Origin of the sequence: Streptomyces sp. NPDC005803 (assembly GCF_040630435.1) — a bacterium.
Taxonomy (GTDB): Bacteria; Actinomycetota; Actinomycetes; order Streptomycetales; family Streptomycetaceae; genus Streptomyces.
Window position 1 is genome coordinate 1 of record NZ_JBEXXO010000040.1, and the last position, 17,580, is coordinate 17,580.

The 17,580-nt window shown below is 70.4% G+C and carries 12 protein-coding genes; 10 read left to right on the plus strand and 2 right to left on the minus strand.

Annotated elements, in window-relative coordinates:
* Nucleotides 1–236: 236 nt before the first annotated feature.
* Nucleotides 237–1,748 carry a cryptochrome/photolyase family protein gene (locus ABZ454_RS35730; protein WP_359543670.1) on the minus strand — a complete coding sequence of 504 codons (1,512 nt, stop codon included), beginning with the start codon at nt 1,746–1,748 and terminating at the stop codon, nt 237–239.
* A 779-nt stretch (nt 1,749–2,527) separates the two neighbouring features.
* Here ABZ454_RS35730 and ABZ454_RS35735 point away from each other — a divergent pair.
* The 10 genes from ABZ454_RS35735 to ABZ454_RS35780 all read left to right on the plus strand — a co-directional run bounded on the left by ABZ454_RS35735 (nt 2,528) and on the right by ABZ454_RS35780 (nt 14,765).
* Nucleotides 2,528–2,755 (plus strand): type A2 lantipeptide, encoded by a 228-nt coding sequence (locus tag ABZ454_RS35735; RefSeq protein ID WP_356318677.1) that lies wholly within the window; start codon nt 2,528–2,530, stop codon nt 2,753–2,755.
* 83 nt (nt 2,756–2,838) lie between these two features.
* A complete protein-coding gene (locus tag ABZ454_RS35740; RefSeq protein WP_356318678.1) occupies nt 2,839–3,645 on the plus strand; it encodes an HlyD family efflux transporter periplasmic adaptor subunit in 807 nt (268 codons plus the stop codon).
* On the plus strand, nt 3,642–5,915 hold the full coding sequence (locus ABZ454_RS35745; protein ID WP_359543671.1) for an NHLP family bacteriocin export ABC transporter peptidase/permease/ATPase subunit: 2,274 nt from the start codon (nt 3,642–3,644) through the stop codon (nt 5,913–5,915). Before ABZ454_RS35740 ends, ABZ454_RS35745 begins: the two co-directional genes overlap by 4 nt.
* Before the next feature lies 1 nt (nt 5,916).
* Nucleotides 5,917–8,775: an NHLP bacteriocin export ABC transporter permease/ATPase subunit gene (locus ABZ454_RS35750; protein WP_359543672.1), complete on the plus strand. Its 2,859-nt coding sequence runs from the start codon at nt 5,917–5,919 to the stop codon at nt 8,773–8,775.
* Nucleotides 8,776–8,880: 105 nt separating this feature from the next.
* Nucleotides 8,881–10,074 carry an FAD-dependent oxidoreductase gene (locus ABZ454_RS35755; RefSeq protein ID WP_359543673.1) on the plus strand — a complete coding sequence of 398 codons (1,194 nt, stop codon included), beginning with the start codon at nt 8,881–8,883 and terminating at the stop codon, nt 10,072–10,074.
* A 182-nt stretch (nt 10,075–10,256) separates the two neighbouring features.
* Nucleotides 10,257–11,210, plus strand: coding sequence for a sigma-70 family RNA polymerase sigma factor (locus tag ABZ454_RS35760; RefSeq protein ID WP_359543674.1), 954 nt, complete (start codon nt 10,257–10,259; stop codon nt 11,208–11,210).
* A gap of 109 nt (nt 11,211–11,319) precedes the next feature.
* Nucleotides 11,320–11,904 (plus strand): hypothetical protein, encoded by a 585-nt coding sequence (locus tag ABZ454_RS35765; RefSeq protein ID WP_359543675.1) that lies wholly within the window; start codon nt 11,320–11,322, stop codon nt 11,902–11,904.
* Nucleotides 11,905–12,137: 233 nt separating this feature from the next.
* The gene (locus ABZ454_RS35770; protein WP_359543676.1) at nt 12,138–13,646 is read left to right on the plus strand and encodes a DUF4246 domain-containing protein; all 1,509 of its coding nucleotides are present in this window, start codon (nt 12,138–12,140) and stop codon (nt 13,644–13,646) included.
* Between the two features lie 82 nt (nt 13,647–13,728).
* Nucleotides 13,729–14,211, plus strand: a complete 483-nt coding sequence (locus ABZ454_RS35775) for a hypothetical protein (RefSeq protein ID WP_359543677.1) — start codon at nt 13,729–13,731, stop codon at nt 14,209–14,211.
* A gap of 143 nt (nt 14,212–14,354) precedes the next feature.
* Nucleotides 14,355–14,765 carry an FKBP-type peptidyl-prolyl cis-trans isomerase gene (locus ABZ454_RS35780; protein WP_359543678.1) on the plus strand — a complete coding sequence of 137 codons (411 nt, stop codon included), beginning with the start codon at nt 14,355–14,357 and terminating at the stop codon, nt 14,763–14,765.
* A gap of 218 nt (nt 14,766–14,983) precedes the next feature.
* Here ABZ454_RS35780 and ABZ454_RS35785 read toward each other — a convergent pair whose 3' ends face one another.
* Entirely contained in the window at nt 14,984–17,572 is a 2,589-nt protein-coding gene (locus ABZ454_RS35785) for a family 78 glycoside hydrolase catalytic domain (RefSeq protein WP_359543679.1), read from the minus strand.
* Nucleotides 17,573–17,580: the final 8 nt, after the last annotated feature.

Genomic DNA, 17,580 nt, shown 5'->3' on the forward strand with positions numbered 1-17,580 from the left:
GCTCAGCCGAAGGCCGCCTGCGTGCACCGCAGTTACCAGTCCGAGTGATCAAGTACGAGAGATCGTTCGGGCCCTGAGGTTAAAGATCAAGTTAGACATGGCCGCGGTCCACGACGCCTATCTGGCGAACTTCAACACGATCAAGGCGGCAGCCGTTCCGGGAACCACGGACGACACCTCTGCCCGCAAGGGCCTCGTGAGCCAACCGGAGTAGGGACGGCGCGGGGCCGCCGGTCTCAGTCCCGGCGGTCGCTCTCCTGCTCCAGCAGTTCACCGAGGTCGGTGAGCCGGTCCAGCCCCCGCACGGCCCGGGACATCCGCGCGTTGTGCTCGAACCGGTCCCGGTGCAGGTGCAGGAGATTCCAGTACCCGGCCGTGTAGGGGCAGGCGTCCTCGCCGACCCGTACGGACGGCTTGTACCGGCAGGGGCCGCAGAGGTCGCTCATGCGGTCGATGTAGGCGCCCGCGGACGTGTAGGGCTTGGTGGTCATGCGTCCGCCGTCCGCGTACTGCGACATCCCCACCACGTTCGGGACCATGACCCAGTCGTAGCCGTCGACGAAGCTGCGGTGGAACCAGTCGGTGACGGCCCCGGGCTCCCAGCGCCGTTGCAGCGCGAAGCTGCCCAGGACCATCAGGCGGGGAATGTGGTGCGTCCAGCCCGTCCGCCTGACCTGGTCGAGTACGCGGGAGAGGCAGTTCGCCCCGGTCGCGTCCGAGGACAGCTCCGTGAACCAGTCGGGCAGCGGTTCGTGGTGGCCCAGTGCGTTGCTCGTGCGGTACTCCGGGCCGAAGTACCAGTAGACGTGCCAGACGAACTCGCGCCATCCGGCGATCTGCCGTACGAATCCCTCGGTGCTGTTCAGCGGCACGCCGCCGGACCGCCACTGCGCCTCCGCCCGCTCCACGCACTCCGCGGGGTCCAGCAGGCCGAGGTTGAGCGACGAGGAGAGCAGGCTGTGGCTCATCGTCGCGTCACCGGTGAGCATCGCGTCCTCGTACGCGCCGAACGTGGCGAGCCGGTGCTCGACGAAACGGCGTAGGGCGGCAAGGGCCTCGCGGCGCGTGGCGGGGAACCCGCGTGGCGCGTCCTCGCCGACGAACTCGACGTCCCCGTCGCGCGCCCAGCGGTCGAGGTCCGACCGCACCTCCGCATCGATGTCGCTCTCCCGCGGCCGGTAGGGGGCCGGGACGCCCAGTTCGGTGGCGCCGCGCGGCGGGGGCTGCCGGTTGTCATGGTCCAGATTCCATGTGCCGCCGACGGGGCGGTCGCCCTCCATCAGCAGGTCGTGCGTCCGGCGGACCCACCGGTAGAAGTCCTCCTGGCGCAGGTGCTTCGTCCCGTGCCCGTCGGCCCAGGTCCTGAACTCGTCGTGCGTCACGAGAAAGCCGCGCGCCGGCAGGACCCGTACGGCAGGCAACGCGTCCACGAGGTCGCGGGCCGCGCGGGACGTGGGGTGGTGCACCGTCACCGGGGCGTCACCCACCGCCTCGCGCAGACCCTGGCGGTAGGTGTCCGCCTTGACGTACCGCACGCGGTCACCGAGTTCGACGGCCCGGTGCCGCATCGCCGACAGGATCAGGTGCGCCTTGGCGCGATGGAACCGCCGGCGTCGGAAGACGGCCCGGGACTCGATCATCACCAGCGGCGCGCCCCGGTGCGGGCCGCCCCGTGCGGGATCGACGAAATGGGGACCGAGCTGGTCACCGAACAGCCAATGAGGAGTGCCGGACTCTTCGTCAGTCATGCCGAGCGCTCCCTCGACGATCCGTTGCCGGGCCGGCGCACCGCGCGACGTCGGCTCCTTCCGCACCGATCAAAGCGCACCGCGGCACGGGCCGTGCCCCGCACACGCCGGGCAGCCGGCTCTTCGCGGAGTCACTCCGCCGGGGCCGTCTCGCCGGCGGGCGGCGCCCTGGCCCCTCGGCCGGGCCCGGGCCCCCTCGCCGGGCCCTTTCGTCCCCGGCCCGGCGCGATGCCTCCGCCGTTGATCCGCCCTCACCTTCTCCACATATCCGGAGGCGCGGTGACGGAGTGAACACCCGGGCCCGGAAAACGCTCCACACACGCGTCGTTCATTCGCAGATGACGCACAAACAGGAGCGATTTTCACAGCGGCGTCATACAGAAGTCCTGCGTACTCCCCGACAGCCGCACCTCCTCGCCCGCCCGGGAATTCGGAGACAGTGGCATCCGGGAATCCTGCACACGGCGTGCGCACACCGGTCACCGTTCCGGACACGAGACACCAGGTCAGGGCGGTCCAGGGGGACGATTGGGGCGGTAGTGCCCTGCGGGAGGCGTGAAGTTGCGAGGACGCCGAATTCATCCGGTGAAGCTCATGAAGAACCTGCTCCCATGCAATGAACACCTCTGCACGTGATTCGATTTCAACGGAGTGACGACCCCGGATCCGTCGCAGTTCGATTGGCTGTTCGTGGCGCGGGCGTGCTTTGATCCTGGGCCATACGGGGGTCGCACGACGGACTCCCTGCATAAGCAATTCCCATACGAAGGGCGCTCATCATGAACTACACCCCCCAGGTCGAGACCGCCGAGATCTCCGACAGCGACCTCGACAACATCTCGGGCGGCCTCGTCGGCGGCCTCGTCGGCAACGTCACGGGCACCGTCGAGGGCATCCTCCCGGTCGCCGGCCTCGTCGGCTCGGTCACCGGTCTCGTCGAGGGCACCACCGGCGTGAACACGGGCGCGGTCACCGGCCTGGCCGCCGGCCTGACCGCCGGTCTCTGAGACACGGCAGCACTCCGCCGAGCCCCGGAACCCGTCGGTTCCGGGGCTCGGCGCCGACCGCGGACAGGTGAGGGAAGAGTTCCGTGCAGTTCCGCCAACAGGCCCTTTCCAAGCTGCAGTCGCCCGAACAACTCGATCTTCCGGTGCGCTTCGCCCGCCCGCAGGGCCTGCTCGTCCTCTGCGTCACCCTCGCGGTGATGGCCGCCGCCGGCCTCTGGGCCGTGACGGGCTCCGTCGCCGCCACCCTCGACGCCCCCGGCGTCCTCACCCACAGCCGCGGCAGTTACCTCCTGCAGAGCCCGGTCGCCGGCCAGGTCACCGAGGTGCTCGCCGACGAGGGCGAGACCCTGCCCCGGAACACCCCCCTGCTCAAGGTCCGTACGGAGCAGGGGGAACGCGTCGTCCGCACGATCGACGCGGGCCGGCTCACCTCGGTGACGGCCACCATCGGCGCCGTGGTCACCACGGGCGCGGACGTGGCGAGCATCGAACGGATCGACGGCGCCGACGACCCGCTGGTCGCCCTGCTCTACGTGTCGGGCAGCAGCGCCGCATCGGTCCCGGTGGGCGCCTCCGTCGACCTCACCGTCCAGTCCGTTCCCGCCCAGCAGTACGGCGTGCTGCGCGGCAAGGTGGCCGCGGTCGGCCGGGCCGCCCAGACGCAACAGCAGATCACCCGCTTTCTCGGCGACGCCCAGCTCGGCGAGCAGTTCTCCCGGCGCGGCCGGCCCTTGGCGGTCCTGGTGAGGATCGAGCACGCGGACTCCACGAAGTCCGGCTACCGGTGGTCCTCGGCCGACGGCCCCCCGTACGCGATCGGCTCCATGACCCTGGCCACCGGTTCCGTCCGTCTCGCCGACCAGCGCCCGATCGATTGGCTGCTCCCGTGACCGCACCGCACCCGTCCCCCACCGCCCAGCACGTGCCGCCGCCCGGCCGCGGCAGGCACCGTCCGGAGGGGTCCCCGGGCAGCAGGCGGCGGTCACGTCCGGCGCCGAAGCCCGGGCGGACCAAGACCGTGCACACTCCCACCGTGCTCCAGATGGAGGCACTGGAGTGCGGTGCCGCCTCGCTGGCGATGGTGCTCGGCCACTACGGCCGCCATGTGCCGCTGGAGGAGCTGCGCATCGCCTGCGGCGTCTCGCGTGACGGCTCGCGCGCCAGCAACGTACTCAAGGCCGCCCGCGGTTACGGTCTGAAGGCCAAGGGCATGCAGATGGAGCCCGCGGCCCTCGCGGAGGTCCGCGCGCCCGCCATCCTGTTCTGGGAGTTCAACCACTACGTCGTGTACGACGGCGTGGGACGCCGTCTGGGACGGCGGGGCGTGTACATCAACGATCCCGACAAGGGACGCCGGTTCGTGCCCGCCGAGGATTTCGACACCAGCTTCACCGGGGTCGTCCTGGTCCTCGAACCCGGCGAGGACTTCGAGCGCGGCGGGCGGAAGCCCGGTGTCATGGCCGCGCTTCCCGCCCGGCTGCGCGGCACGACGGGCACGATGCTGGTCGCCCTGCTCGCCAGCCTGCTGCTGGTGGCGGTCGGGGCGACGCTCCCCGCCCTGAGCCGTACCTACATCGACATGTTCATGATTGGTGAGCAGAGCTCGCTGCTGGGCGTGCTGTTCGCCGCGATGGGCGCCATGGTCGCCCTCACTGTCGTCCTCACCTGGCTGCAACAGGCGAATCTGCTGCGGGGGCGCATCATCGCGTCCACGCTCGGCAGCGCGCGCTTCTTCCGGCATCTGCTCCGGTTGCCCGTCACCTTCTTCTCGCAGCGCAGCCCCGCCGATCTCGTCCAGCGCCTCCAGTCGAACGACGCCGTGGCCGAGACCCTCGCCCGGGATCTCACCTCGGCGGGCGTGGACGGCATCGTCGTCCTCCTCTACGCGTTCCTGCTCTGGACCTACGACCCCCAGCTGACCGTGATCGGAGTGGGGATCGCGTTGCTCAACGTGGTCGCCCTGCGCGTCGTCGTGCGGATGCGGGCCGTGGGCACGCAGAAGCTGCGGGCCGACAGCGCCCGGCTCACGAACACCTCGTACACCGGGCTCCAGTCGATCGAGACGATGAAGGCCACGGGAGGCGAGAACGGGTACTTCCGCCGGTGGGCCGGGCAGCACGCGACGACGCTGGAGGAGCAGCAGCGCCTCGGGGTGCCGAGTGCGTGGCTGGGCGTCGTGGCCCCCGCACTCGCGACGCTCAACAGCGCGCTGATCCTGTGGATCGGCGGTCTGCGGGCCGTCGAGGGGCACATCTCGATCGGCCTGCTCGTCGCCTTCCAGGCTCTGGTGACCCGCTTCACCGCGCCGGTCACCAGGCTCAACGGGGTGGCGGGCCGGGTCCAGGACTTCGCGGCCGACGTGGCCCGGCTCAAGGACGTGGAGAACTTCCCGGTCGACCCGCTGTACTCGCGCCGTGAGCCGGCCGCGAGCACCCGCCGTCTCAAGGGCCATGTGACGCTGGAGGACATCACCTTCGGCTACAGCCCGCTCGACAAGCCGCTCCTCACCCGTTTCTCGCTGTCCGTGGGGCCCGGGCAGCAGGTGGCGCTCGTCGGCGGTTCGGGCAGCGGCAAGTCGACGGTCTCGCGACTCATCTCGGGTCTCTACAGCCCGTGGGAGGGCACCATCCGCATCGACGGGCAGCGCCTGGAGGACATACCCAGGGGCGCGCTGGCCGCGTCCGTGTCCTTCGTCGACCAGGACGTCTTCCTCTTCGAGGGGACGGTCCGGGACAACGTGGCGCTGTGGGACCCCTCGGTCCCGGACGAGGCCGTGACCGAAGCTCTGCGGGACGCCGCCCTCTACGACGTCGTCGCCCGCCGGCCCCGCGGTATCCACAGCCGGGTGGAGCAGGACGGCCGGAACTTCTCCGGCGGGCAGCGCCAGCGACTGGAGATCGCCCGGGCGCTCGTGCGCCGCCCCAGCATCCTGGTCCTGGACGAGGTCACCAGCGCGCTGGACGCCGAGACGGAGCGGATCATCATCGACAACCTGCGGCGGCGCGGCTGTGCCTGTGTCGTGATCGCACACCGGCTGAGCACGGTGCGCGACAGCGACGAGATCGTGGTCCTGGACCACGGGACCGTCGTGGAGCGGGGCCGGCACGAGAACCTGGTGGCCGCCGGGGGCCCGTATGCCGATCTGGTCAGGGAGCACTGACGTGACATCCCCCCATCCCGTCGCGGGCGCGGAATCTGTCGGGCAGGACCCGGTCATCGGCGCGCTGGGAGCTCTCGGAGCACCGGTCGGCTGCGCCGGGCTGCGGAGCCTTCCGCTGGAAGGCCCGCACGTGTTGTGGCTCGTCGTGGGCGGCGCCCTCGACCTGTTCGCGGTGGACGCGGTCGAGCAGGGGCACTGGCACTTCCTGGGCCGACTCGAACCGGGAACCCTCGTACTGGGCCCGGTCGAGGGCCCGCGGCACACCCTGGTGGGGCGGCCGCTGCGGGAGTGCGTGCTGCGCAGGATCCCGCTGCGTGAGCTGTACCGGCCCCAGTACGCCGAGCAGGGAACGTACGACGGCCAGTACAGCAGCAGTTACGACACCGGGGACGCCACGCTGAGCCTGCTGGAGCACGCCTTCTCGCTCGGTGTGGGCCGCGGGCGGCGGGTGCTGTTCGAGGCCCCGCTGGACGGGCGGACCACCGTCGACGAGGCGGCGGGCGACGACGACATCCTGTGGCTGCCGGTGTCGCCGGGGAGTGTGCAGTACGGCGCCGCGTTCAGCGCCGAGGCCGCGGGCGACCTGCTCGTCGACGCGTCCATGTGGCAGGGGATGGTCAATCAGCAGTACCGCCTGCTGTCGGCCCTGGACCGCTGGATCGAGCAGCTGGAGCGGGCGCACGAGGACCGGACCGCGGCGGGTCTGAAGGCGGGCGAGGCCGTCCGCAAGGAGGCGGACCAGGCGCTGCTCACCTCGATCGGCCGGTCCCGGCGGGGTTTTGCACCTGCGACGGGAGCTTCGGACGACGCGGTGTACGAGGCCTGCCGCCTGGTGGCCCGGGACTCCGGGATCGTCCTCGGTGAGCCCGCGACGGGCGGGGCGGTGAGCGACCGGATCGACCCGGTGGAACGGGTGGCGGTCGCCTCGCGCGTCCGCACCCGGGCGGTGCGGCTCGACGGGCGCTGGTGGCGGGAGAACTCCGGACCGTTGGTGGGCCGTCGGGCCGCCTCCGGAGCGCCGGTCGCCCTGCTCTGGCGCCGTGGCCGCTACGAGGCGGTCAACCCGCTGACGGGGCGGCGCAGCCGCGTCGACAGCTCCTGTGCGCGGGAGTTCGACGAACGAGCCGTGATGTTCTACCGGCCGCTTCCGGAGCAGCCGTTGGGCAAGCGGCAGCTGCTGCGGTTCGCCCTGTTCGGCACCCGGGGGGACCTGCGGAAACTCATGCTGGCGGGACTGGTGACGGTCGCGCTGGGATCGCTGGTGCCGATCGCGACCGGCAAGGTGCTCGGCGTGTACGTGCCCCACGCCCAGAACGCCCTCATCGTCCAGGTGTCGTTGGCCGTCATCATCTCCGGAGTCGTCTCGGCGGCCTTCACGCTCCTGCAGAACCTGACGATCCTGCGGATGGAGGGGCGGATCGAGAGCACGCTCCAGCCCGCCGTCTGGGACCGGCTCCTGCGGCTGCCGACGAAGTTCTTCACCGAGCGCTCCACGGGAGAACTGGCGAGCGCGGCGATGGGGGTGAGCGCCATCCGCCGGGTGCTGTCCGGCACCGGGCCCGTCGTGCTGCAGGCGGGCACGCTCGGGGCGATGAACCTGGGGCTCCTGCTCTGGTTCAGCGTCCCGCTCGCACTCACCGCCGTCGCGATGCTGGTGATCATCGCCGGGGTGTTCCTCACCCTGGGCATGGCGGAGCTCCGCTGGCAGCGCCGGCTGGTGGTGCTGGGCAACAAGCTGAACAACCAGGCGTTCCAGACGCTGCGGGGACTGCCCAAGCTGCGGGTCGCGGCGGCGGAGAGCTTCGCGTACGGGGCGTGGGCGGCGGAGTTCGCCCGGAGTCGCGAGCTGCAGAAGCGGGCGGGCCGGATCAAGAATCTGACGACGGTCCTGAACGCGGTCTACCTTCCGCTGTGTTCGCTGGTCGTCTTCGTCCTGCTGGCGGGCCCGGCACGAGGCTCTTTGACGGCGAGCGAGTTCCTGACCTTCAACACGTCCGTGACGATGCTGCTGACGGCCGTCACCCAGCTCACCGGGGCGTTCGTGTCCGCCGCCGCCGTGCTGCCGATGTTCGAACAGATCAAGCCGGTGCTCGACGAGGCACCCGAGGTACGCGGCGCCAGCACCCAGCCGGGTGCGCTGTCCGGGGAGATCGAGGCCAGGAGTGTGTCCTTCCGCTATTCCGACGACGGGCCCGTCGTCCTCGACAACGTGTCGCTGACGGTGCGCCCGGGCGAGTTCGTCGCGGTCGTGGGCCCGAGCGGATGCGGCAAGTCGACCCTGCTGAGGCTCCTCATCGGCTTCGACAAGCCGGTCTCGGGGAGTGTCCTCTACGACGGTCAGGACCTGACGGCGCTCGACCAGGCCGCCGTACGCCGTCAGTGCGGGGTCGTCCTGCAGAACGCCCAGCCGCTGTCCGGATCGATCCTGGACTGTATCTGCGGTGCCGAGGCCTTCACCCAGGAGGAGGCATGGGAGGCCGCCGCCATGGCGGGTCTGGCCGAGGACATCAAGCGCATGCCGATGGGCTTGCACACCATGATCTCCGGCGGCGGCTCGATCTCCGGCGGGCAGCGCCAGCGGCTGATGATCGCCCAGGCCCTCGTACGACGCCCCCGCATCCTGTTCCTCGACGAGGCCACGAGCGCGCTCGACAACGAGACGCAGCGCACGGTGATCGAGAGCACCAGGGCCCTGCGGGCCACCCGGATCGTCATCGCACACCGGCTGACCACGGTCATGGACGCCGACCGCGTGATCGTCATGGCGGAGGGCCGGGTCGTCCAGGAGGGGCCGCCCGCCGAACTCCTCGCGGACACGGACGGGCAGCTCCATGAACTGGTCCGGCGTCAGATGAACTGAGCCGATCCTTCATCGCGTGACGCACGTCACAGGGAGTTCCTGTCAGCAATCGGGGCGCTGTTCCGCTCAAGTCACCGAAAGCAAGCGAGCTGACAGGAGCGAGACATGAAGCACCGCATCGTCGTCCTCGGCGCCGGCTATGCCGGGGCCTACACGGCCGGGACGCTGGCCCGCCGGCTGTCCCGGGCGGACACGGAGATCACCGTGGTCAACGCCGAGCCGGACTTCGTCCAGCGGCTGCGGCTGCACCAGCTCGCAGCCGGCCAGGAGATCGAGACCCGCGAGCTCGCCGACGTCTTCGCGGGCACAGGGATACGGCTCCGCCTGGGCCGTGTCACCGCCGTCGACCCCGAGCGCCAGGTCGTCGCCGTGGACGACGACGGCGGCGAGCTCGGCTACGACACCCTCGTCTACGCGCTCGGCAGCCACACCGCCGACCACCACGTCCCCGGCATCGCCGAGCACGCCTTCCACGTCACCGGCCGGCCCTCGGCGCTGCGCCTGCGCGAACGCCTGGACAGCCTGAGCGGACGGGACGACGGCGGGAGGGTGCTGATCGTCGGCGACGGGTTGACCGGCATCGAGACCGCCACCGAGATCGCCGAATCCCGGCCCGGCCTGTCGGTGACGCTGGTCGCTCGCGGAGAGCTGGGCGCCCGGCTCTCCGCCGGAGCACGGAGCCACCTGCGCCGGGCCTGCGACCGGCTGGGCATCACCGTCCTGGAGCACACCGGCGTCGAAGCCGTCGAAGCGACGCGGGTGCTGTGCGCCGACGGCACCGCCCTGGCGTCCGACGCGACCGTGTGGACGGCCGGGTTCGCGGTCAGCCCCCTCGCCGCCGCCGGCGGGCTGGAGGTCACAGGGAGCGGCCGGATCGTCGTCGATCGCCTCATGCGGTCGGTCTCGCACCCGAACGTCTACGCCGTGGGCGACAGCGCCCAGGCCATCGGCGACAACGGCCGTCCGCTGCCGATGTCCTGCGCTACGGCCGGCTACACCGGCATGCAGGCCACGGTCGCGATCGTGGGACGCCTGACCGGCCGCAAGATCCCGAACACCAGGCTGGAGTACCTGGGCAACCACATCAGCCTCGGGCGGCGGGACGAGATCCTGCAGATGGTCGATGACGCAGGGCAGGCGAGGCCGAAGTACGTGGGCGGCCGGAAGGCCGCCCGGATCAAGGCGGGCATCCTCAAGATGTCGCTGTGGACCACTTCGCACCCGACCTTCGGCCTGCCCAAGCGCCGGCGCCGGCTGGCAGCCGCGACAGGCGCGTCCGCCGAACAGGCGCTCGCCTAGCCGCCTAAGGGCTGTCCCGTAATCCCTGGTGGATCAGCGCGCGGCGTCAGATGCGGTGCATCGCAAGGCGGAGGAGCGTCCGCATACTGGATGTATTCGGGCGTTCCGACAACGCGGCGAGGTGCCGTAACTGTCGTCGTGCACCCGCCAGGGATGACGGGACGGCCCTTAGGGTGGTCCGCGTGGACAGCACCGCCACTGATGGCTTCGGCACCAGTCGGTTCGAGGCCAGCCGCAACCGGCTGGCCTCGCTGGCATACCGTCTCCTCGGCTCCGCCACCGACGCCGAGGACGCCGTGCAGGACGCGTTCCTGCACTGGCAGGCCGCCGATCGGCAGCGGATCACGGTGCCGGAGGCATGGCTGACCAAGGTCGTCACCAACCTGTGTCTGGACCGGCTCCGCTCCGCACGGGCCCGCCGCGAACGCGTCGTCGGCGCCTGGCTGCCCGAACCGCTCCTCGACGGCGACCCGATGCTCGGCCCGGCCGACACTTTCGAGCAGCGCGAATCGGTCTCCCTGGCCGTGCTGACTCTCCTGGAGCGCCTGTCGCCCCTTGAGCGGGCCGTCTACGTCCTGCGCGAAGCGTTCTCCTACAGCCACGCCGAGATCGCCGAGATCCTCGGCCTCACCGAGTCCGCGAGCCAGCAGCACCTCCACCGGGCCCGGCGCCGTGTCACCGCCGCGCGCCGCGACGGCGGCGAAGTCGACCTGGCATCCGCCCGCAGGATCGTCGAGGCATTCCTCGCCGCTGCCGCCTCGGGCCGGACCGAGCGCTTGGTAGCCCTGCTCACCGACGACGCGACCGCTGTCTCCGACGGTGCCGGACTGGCCGAGAAGCTGCTGCGGTACGACACTCCGCAGCGCATCGCCGCCGTCGTACGGGCCGGCTTCAAGCCCACACCCGCGAAACGACGCTTGGCCGGCGGCACTCCCGCCCTGCACTACGCACTCGTCAACCGCGCCCCCGCCCTCCTCTTCGTGGTCGCCGACCAGGTCGTCGGAGCCGTGACGTTCGACATCGCCGACGGCAGGATCGCGACCGTGCGCGGCATCGCCGCCCCCACCCGCCTCGCCCGCCTCATCCAGGCCTGGCGGCAGGACGAACCGGACACGCCCCTCATCAGCCAGTGGTGATGCGCACGCGTTCCCAGGCGGCCACTCGTGAAACGCACCGCCGCCCCGGAATCCCCCTTGGGCGATCATGTGGGAAGCAGGGCAATTCCGCGGTGGGAACAGGGGCCTCATGACCGGGATCGAGCAGGGAGAGAACCGGATCTCGGACGGTCTGGCGATCATGCACACCCTTGAGCGCGTTCTCGGGCACACGTTCTCCGAGAGAACTCCGCATTGGACAGATCTCGGCTTTCCCGTGATCGACCGGGGCGCGTACGCGATCTTCCCGCTCGCGGTGGCCCGCACGCAGGAGGACGGCGATCGCGGAAGGGCCGGGCTCCTGTCGGACAGGAGACGCGACCTGCAGCGCAGCTGCGTCCACTTCTTCGGAGGCGACTATTTCCATGCGGAGATGGAACTCGACGCCGAGGACGGGTACGGCCGCAAGCTCGTTGATGCCGGCGCCCTCCTCACCGGGCCGCCTTGGGAATGCCTGTGGTGCATCCAGCGCTTCGCCGTGGTGCTCGCGCACTCGGTCGATCAGCAACGCGGCTGGGAAACGCTGGCCCTCCACATCGTCCCGATGGACTGGGTCCGGTACCGCCCGCTCAACTCGGGTACGAAACGTGAGGCATCACGCTACCGACGGATCGTCAGGGAACGGGACGCCGCCGATGTGGTCTGGTCCTGGCCGCCTTCGGTTCCGGACACATAGAGGTGCGGGGTCGCGGCTTGTGGCCCTGCGGCCGACGCAGCACATGCGTGGCGGCACCCGGCCGCTTCGGACCGAGGACGAACCCCTCCGGTGAGCCCTCTGTGCTGCGGACCGTACGGGTTACGGCTGCCGGACCGGCGACGACGGGGACTGCGCATGACCTCGCGGCTGCGGTGTCAGTGCGCTGAAGTATCGTTCCCGCCACCACACACCGACTCGGAGGACCAACAGAGTTGACCGGCATGTCTGCATTCCCGCTGCCCTTTCAGACCTCCCGTTCCCTGTCGTTCGCGACACCCCGGACGTTGCGGGAACTCCAGATGATGCAGTGCAGCGCACACATTCGGGCGAAGCCGGGGTGGTTCGACAAGATGAACGATGCCGCCATCGTCACCCGGTGGACGAACGAAGCGGTCGCTCAGGGGCTCACCGAGGCGCAGGTCCGTTACGTGCTTGCCGAACTCACCTATTACGCGGCGCTGCGCGACGGACGGACGGGCATCGAGGTGTCCGCCGTAGACGGGGTGTGGCAGTCGGACACGCTGGTCGACGACAAGCTCAGGACCCGGTTGCGCGAGGCGGTTCGGGTGCTGGAGCAGGTCCCCGAAGCCGAACAGGACTGGCATCCGGGATCCGGCGGCCAGGTCCTGGATCTGGTGCATCCCTCACTGTTCTGTCTGGTCAGAGAGGTGAGCGAGGCGCCCGAACGGGCCTGGCAGAATCCGACGGACCGCTATGCGGCATACGAGTTCTCGGAGAAGTTCCAGTGGCTCCCCACGGACGTCGACGTCAGTGCCGAGGGCGATGTGGCCTTCCGTTCGTACGTCAACAACGTCCACCCGGAGACTCATCACGAACTGGCTTCTGTCCTGCCGGACTTGTTCGCGCGCATGCGCCCGCTGCTGGAGAACGTGCTCACCGATCTGCGCCATCCGCGACCTCTGCGGATCGAGGCCGATCCCTACGGGTGGTATGACTCGGAGCCGGAGTTTCCGGACAAGTCCGCCTACGGTGATGCTGAAGCCCACGCAGAAGCGGTGCGCGCATGGGAGGAGGCCCAGGACGACTGGTGGGAGAACCGCCGCCCGGTCATCCCGGACGCCCCGGCCTTCACGCCGCCCGAGTTGCCCGACGAATCCGCCCGGGTCGACCTGCGCGGCCGCCGCCTCCAGGTCATCGTCAAGCTCGCCACCATTCATCTCACCCCGGACAAGCCCGAGTACCCCGGCGGTTCCTGGCACGTCGAGGGGATGTTGAACGAGCGGATCGTCTCGACGGGCATCTACTACTGGGACAGCGAGAACATCACCGAAAGCCGGCTGAGCTTCCGAGCGGCACTCGACGACCCGGACTACGAACAGAACGACGACAACGGCCTGCGCGAGGTCTACGGCCTGGAGAACGAGGACGCGCTGAACCAGACCCTGGGATCGGCATCGACCTCAGCGGGCCGCTGCCTGGCGTTCCCCAACGTCCTGCAACACCGCGTCGGCTCGTTCCGCCTCACTGACACCACCCGCCCGGGATATCGCAAAATACTCGCGTTCTTCCTGGTCGACCCGTCCGAACAGATCGTCTCGACATCTGACGTGCCACCGCAGCAGCCATGGTCCGACACGGCGACCATGACGCTTGACCAGGCCAAGATCTACCGCGAACAACTCATGCGGGAACGCAAGTTCTTCGTCGACGAGCACAACGAGCAGCTCTACGAACGAGAATTCTCCCTGTGCGAACACTGAACCCGGCCCTCTCCGAGGCCTGTGCCGACGGGCAGCCGAAGGCGTATCACCTGCCCGGCAGTGACATGAGTGGAATGAGTCCATGGCAGCAGTGATCGCCATGCTGGAAGATCTCCGAGGCATCGCCCCGTTGACCGCCGAGGGTGCGGCGGCGCGGTTCTCGGCCCAGGGGTGGACGCCCGGGGGCAAGCCCCGTGACGGCGTGGAGACGTCGTGGGACAAGGACGGCGTCGGGGGCTGGATTCAGACGTTCGGGGGTGGGTCGGTCGTCGTCTCGTTCGCCGTCTGGATCCGTGACGTCGACGCGTCGGGCTACTTCGACGACCTGGACGCCGTCTACGAGCAGGGGGAGCAGGCGCTGGCCGACTTCCTGCCCGCGATCGAGCAGTCTTCTCTCGCCGCCCACCTCGTCGAGGCCGAACAGACGACGGCGGACAGGGACGAGTTCATCGCGGTGAGGAAGTGGACCCTGGACGGGCGGATCCTGACCGCCGGTGTGATCCAGCAGGACACCGATCTCCCGGTGATGGTCGTGGTGGCGCTGGAGGAGCCCACCCCCGCTTGACCCCTCCCGTACGCAGGGTGTCCGCGCCCCACCGGGGACCGTGAGCATGCGTATTGCCGGTAGCGTGATCGCCTGCCGCATGGAATGCCCATGCGTCCGGCCGGCCCGTGCGGGACATTCCGGTGGCGAGCGAGGGGACCGTGATGAGCGAACTGACGAAGCCCAGCGTCGAGGTTCCGGAGGGCGACGCGCCCACCGAGCTGACGATCCGGGACCTCGTGGTCGGGGACGGGCCCGAGGCGCGGCCGGGCAGGGTCGTCCAGGTTCATTACGTGGGGGTCACGTTCGCGTCGGGAAGGGAGTTCGACTCCTCCTGGGAGCGGGGCCGGCCGTTCAAGTTCGCGGTGGGCGGGGGCAGGGCCATCAAGGGCTGGGACCGGGGAGTGAGGGGAATGAAGGTCGGCGGCCGGCGCGAGCTCATCGTTCCCCCGCGTCTCGGTTACGGCAAGCAGTCCCCCTCTCCGTTGATCCCGGCGGGCTCGACACTGATCTTCGTCGTGGACCTGCTCACGGTCGTGGGCGGCCCCGCCGGCGCGAGACCAGGCTCGGCCTGAGCCTCGCGCTCTTGGGGGCCGGGGCACCGTGGCACTGCTCCGTACGGACAGCCGCACCGTGTCCTCTGCCTGGTCACTCATGACGGGGGCCATGCTCACGGCCAATGCGGTGAAGGTGGCGGAAGAGAGGAATTGTCGTCTGTTCACAGCGGCTCTCCGATGCGTACGGGCGGCTGCTCGACACAGCGCCGCGGGGGGAAATGGGGCCGGCCAAGAGGTCAGGTTCCTGACCGGCCCCGGCTGACGGGGAAGGCGGGTGCGGCGGTTTCGAGTACGTGTTCACCCGCGTGCAGGGTGATCGGCTCGCAGCCGGGCAGATCGGCGATGGCCCGGCAGCCCTCGGGAACCGTGCAGCGGGCGGTCAGGCCGGCGGTGGTCAGTTCCCAGGACAAGGCCGCGGTTCCGTAAGGGGTTTCGTGGCGGGTGCGGGCCCAGGTGATGCCCCCTCCGGGCCTCGGCCGGAAGGTGATCTCCCGGTAACCGGGGGCCGTGGCCGTGATGCCGCCTGCGACCCGGTGCAGCCAGTCGGCGACGGCACCCAGTGCGTAGTGGTTGAAGGAGGTCATCCCACCCGGATTGAGACTGCCGTCGGGTCGCAGGCTGTCCCAGCGTTCCCAGATGGTGGTCGCGCCCTGGGTCACGGGGTAGAGCCATGAGGGGCACTCGGTCTGGAGCAGCAGGCGGTAGGCGACGTCGAGGTGGCCGGTGTCGGTGAGTGCGTCGCAGATCAGGGGGGTGCCGACGAAGCCGGTGGCGATGCGGGCTTCGTCGGCGAGGACGAGTTCGGCGAGCCGGTCCCCCGCGCTCCGCCTCTGCTGGGGGGTGAGCAGGTCGAAGGCGATGCCCAGGGCGTACGCGGTGGGACTGTCGCTGGTCATCCGGCCGGAGGGCAGGACGTACCGGCGGCGGAAGGCGTCGGCGACCTCGTCGGCCAGGGAGGCATACCGCTCGGCGTCCGCGTCGTCTCCCAGCTCTGTCGCGGTGAGCGCGAGGTGACGGGCGGAGTGGGCGAAGTAGGCGGTGGCGACGAGGTAGCGGTCGGTGACACCGGCCGCCGGGTCCTCCGGCGGGGCGGCGGGGTCGAGCCAGTCGCCCAGCTGGAACCCGGTGTCCCACAGTCGGCTCGGTCCCGCGAGGCCTTCCATGAGGTCGACCCACTTCTTGGCCATGGGGTAGTGCCGGTGGAGGAGACCGATGTCGCCGAAGCGTTGGTACAGGGTCCAGGGGGTGAGCGTGGCGACGTCTCCCCAGGCGGCTCCGGGCTGGACCGGCGTCCACATGGGCTCGCCCGGGATGACGGGCACGTACCAGGGGACGGTGCCGTCGGGGAGCTGTTCGATACCGACGTCGGTGAGCCAGGAGTCGAGCATTCCGGCGCAGTCGTAGAGGTAGCTCGCGGTGGGGGCGAAGACCTGGATGTCGCCGGTCCAGCCGAGGCGTTCGTCGCGCTGGGGGCAGTCGGTGGGCAGGTCGACGAAGTTGCCGCGCATGCTCCAGACGACGTTCTCGTGCAGGCGGTTGACGAGAGCGTCGCTGCACTCGAACCAGCCGGTGCGGCGCATGTCCGTGTGGTGGACGCGGGCGGTCACCATGTCCGGGGTCAGTTCGCCGGGCCAGCCGGTGACGTCCGCGTAGCGGAAGCCGTGGAGGGTGAAGCGGGGTTCCCAGGTGAGCGGGCCCCGCCCGGCGAGGATCAGGGTGTCGGTGGCGTACGCCTCGCGCAGGGGGCCGGTGGCCAGTCCGCCGTCCTGGAGCACCTCGGCGTGGCGGAGGGTGACGACCGTGCCGGCCGGACCGTCCACGGTGAGGCGCAGGCGGCCCACGAGGTTCTGCCCGAAGTCGAGCAGGTGGCGGCCGTCCGTGGTGCGGGTGACGGAGGCGGGGGCGATCTCCTCGGTGCAGCGCACCGGCGGGCCCATCGGTGCGACGAGGGTGGCGGGGTCGCGGGTGCCGGTGCGCACAGGCGTCCAGTCCGCGGCTGCCCCGCGGTGCGGGGCGGACCAGTCGGGGTCGTGCAGACGGGCGTCGAAGGTCTCGCCCTCGTACAGGCCGCTGGTGAGGATCGGGCCGGGCGCGGCGGCCCATGTCCGGTCCGTCGCTATAACGGTGGTGGTTCCGTCGTCGTAGGTCACCTCCAGTTGGGCGATGAGGGCCTGGTCGGTGCCGTAGATGTTGCGGGTGCCGCCGTCGAATCCGTACCTGCCGCGGTACCAGCCGTCGCCGAGCCATGCGCCGATGGTGTTGGCGCCCTCGGTGAGGTGGGCGGTGACGTCGTGGGTGCGGTAGCGCAGGCGGTGAGGGTAGACGGTCCAGCCGGGTGCCAGGGTTTCGTCGCCGACGCGGCGGCCGTTGATCTCCGCCTCGTACAGGCCGTGGGCCGACACGTGGAGGCGGGCTCGTGCCGGGGGGCGGTCGAGGCGGAAGTCCTTGCGGACGCGGGCCGGGCGGCGTTCCGCTTCCGGATCCTCGTCCCATCCGGCGCCGACGGGGACGGCTCGCCAGTCGTCAGGGTCCAGGAGTCCGGCTTCGACGACGCGCGGCTCGCTCCAGGGGGACGGCTCACCGGCGTCCGGAGTCCAGACGCGGACGCGGACCCCGGCGCGTTCGCGGGAGGTCAGTGGTGCGCCGGGCCACGGCATCAGCACCTGGTGGGGACTGTCGATGCGACCGGTGCGGTGCGGGCCGCCGGAGCGGACGAGTTCCACCTCGTACGCCTCCTGGGGGCCGGCTCCCGGGGGCAGGGTCCAGGTCAGGCGCGGGGCCGGGACACCGATGCCCAGGCCGTCGGGGAGGTGTTCGAAGGTCACCGGGGCAG

Bases quoted from the DNA above. Each gene is read 5' to 3' on its own strand.
- ABZ454_RS35765 (WP_359543675.1), top strand. From the start codon at position 11,320: ATGACCGGGATCGAGCAGGGAGAGAACCGGATCTCGGACGGTCTGGCG.
- ABZ454_RS35775 (WP_359543677.1), top strand. From the start codon at position 13,729: ATGGCAGCAGTGATCGCCATGCTGGAAGATCTCCGAGGCATCGCCCCG.
- ABZ454_RS35780 (WP_359543678.1), top strand. From the start codon at position 14,355: ATGAGCGAACTGACGAAGCCCAGCGTCGAGGTTCCGGAGGGCGACGCG.
- ABZ454_RS35755 (WP_359543673.1), top strand. From the start codon at position 8,881: ATGAAGCACCGCATCGTCGTCCTCGGCGCCGGCTATGCCGGGGCCTAC.
- ABZ454_RS35735 (WP_356318677.1), top strand. From the start codon at position 2,528: ATGAACTACACCCCCCAGGTCGAGACCGCCGAGATCTCCGACAGCGAC.
- ABZ454_RS35730 (WP_359543670.1), bottom strand. From the start codon at position 1,748: ATGACTGACGAAGAGTCCGGCACTCCTCATTGGCTGTTCGGTGACCAG.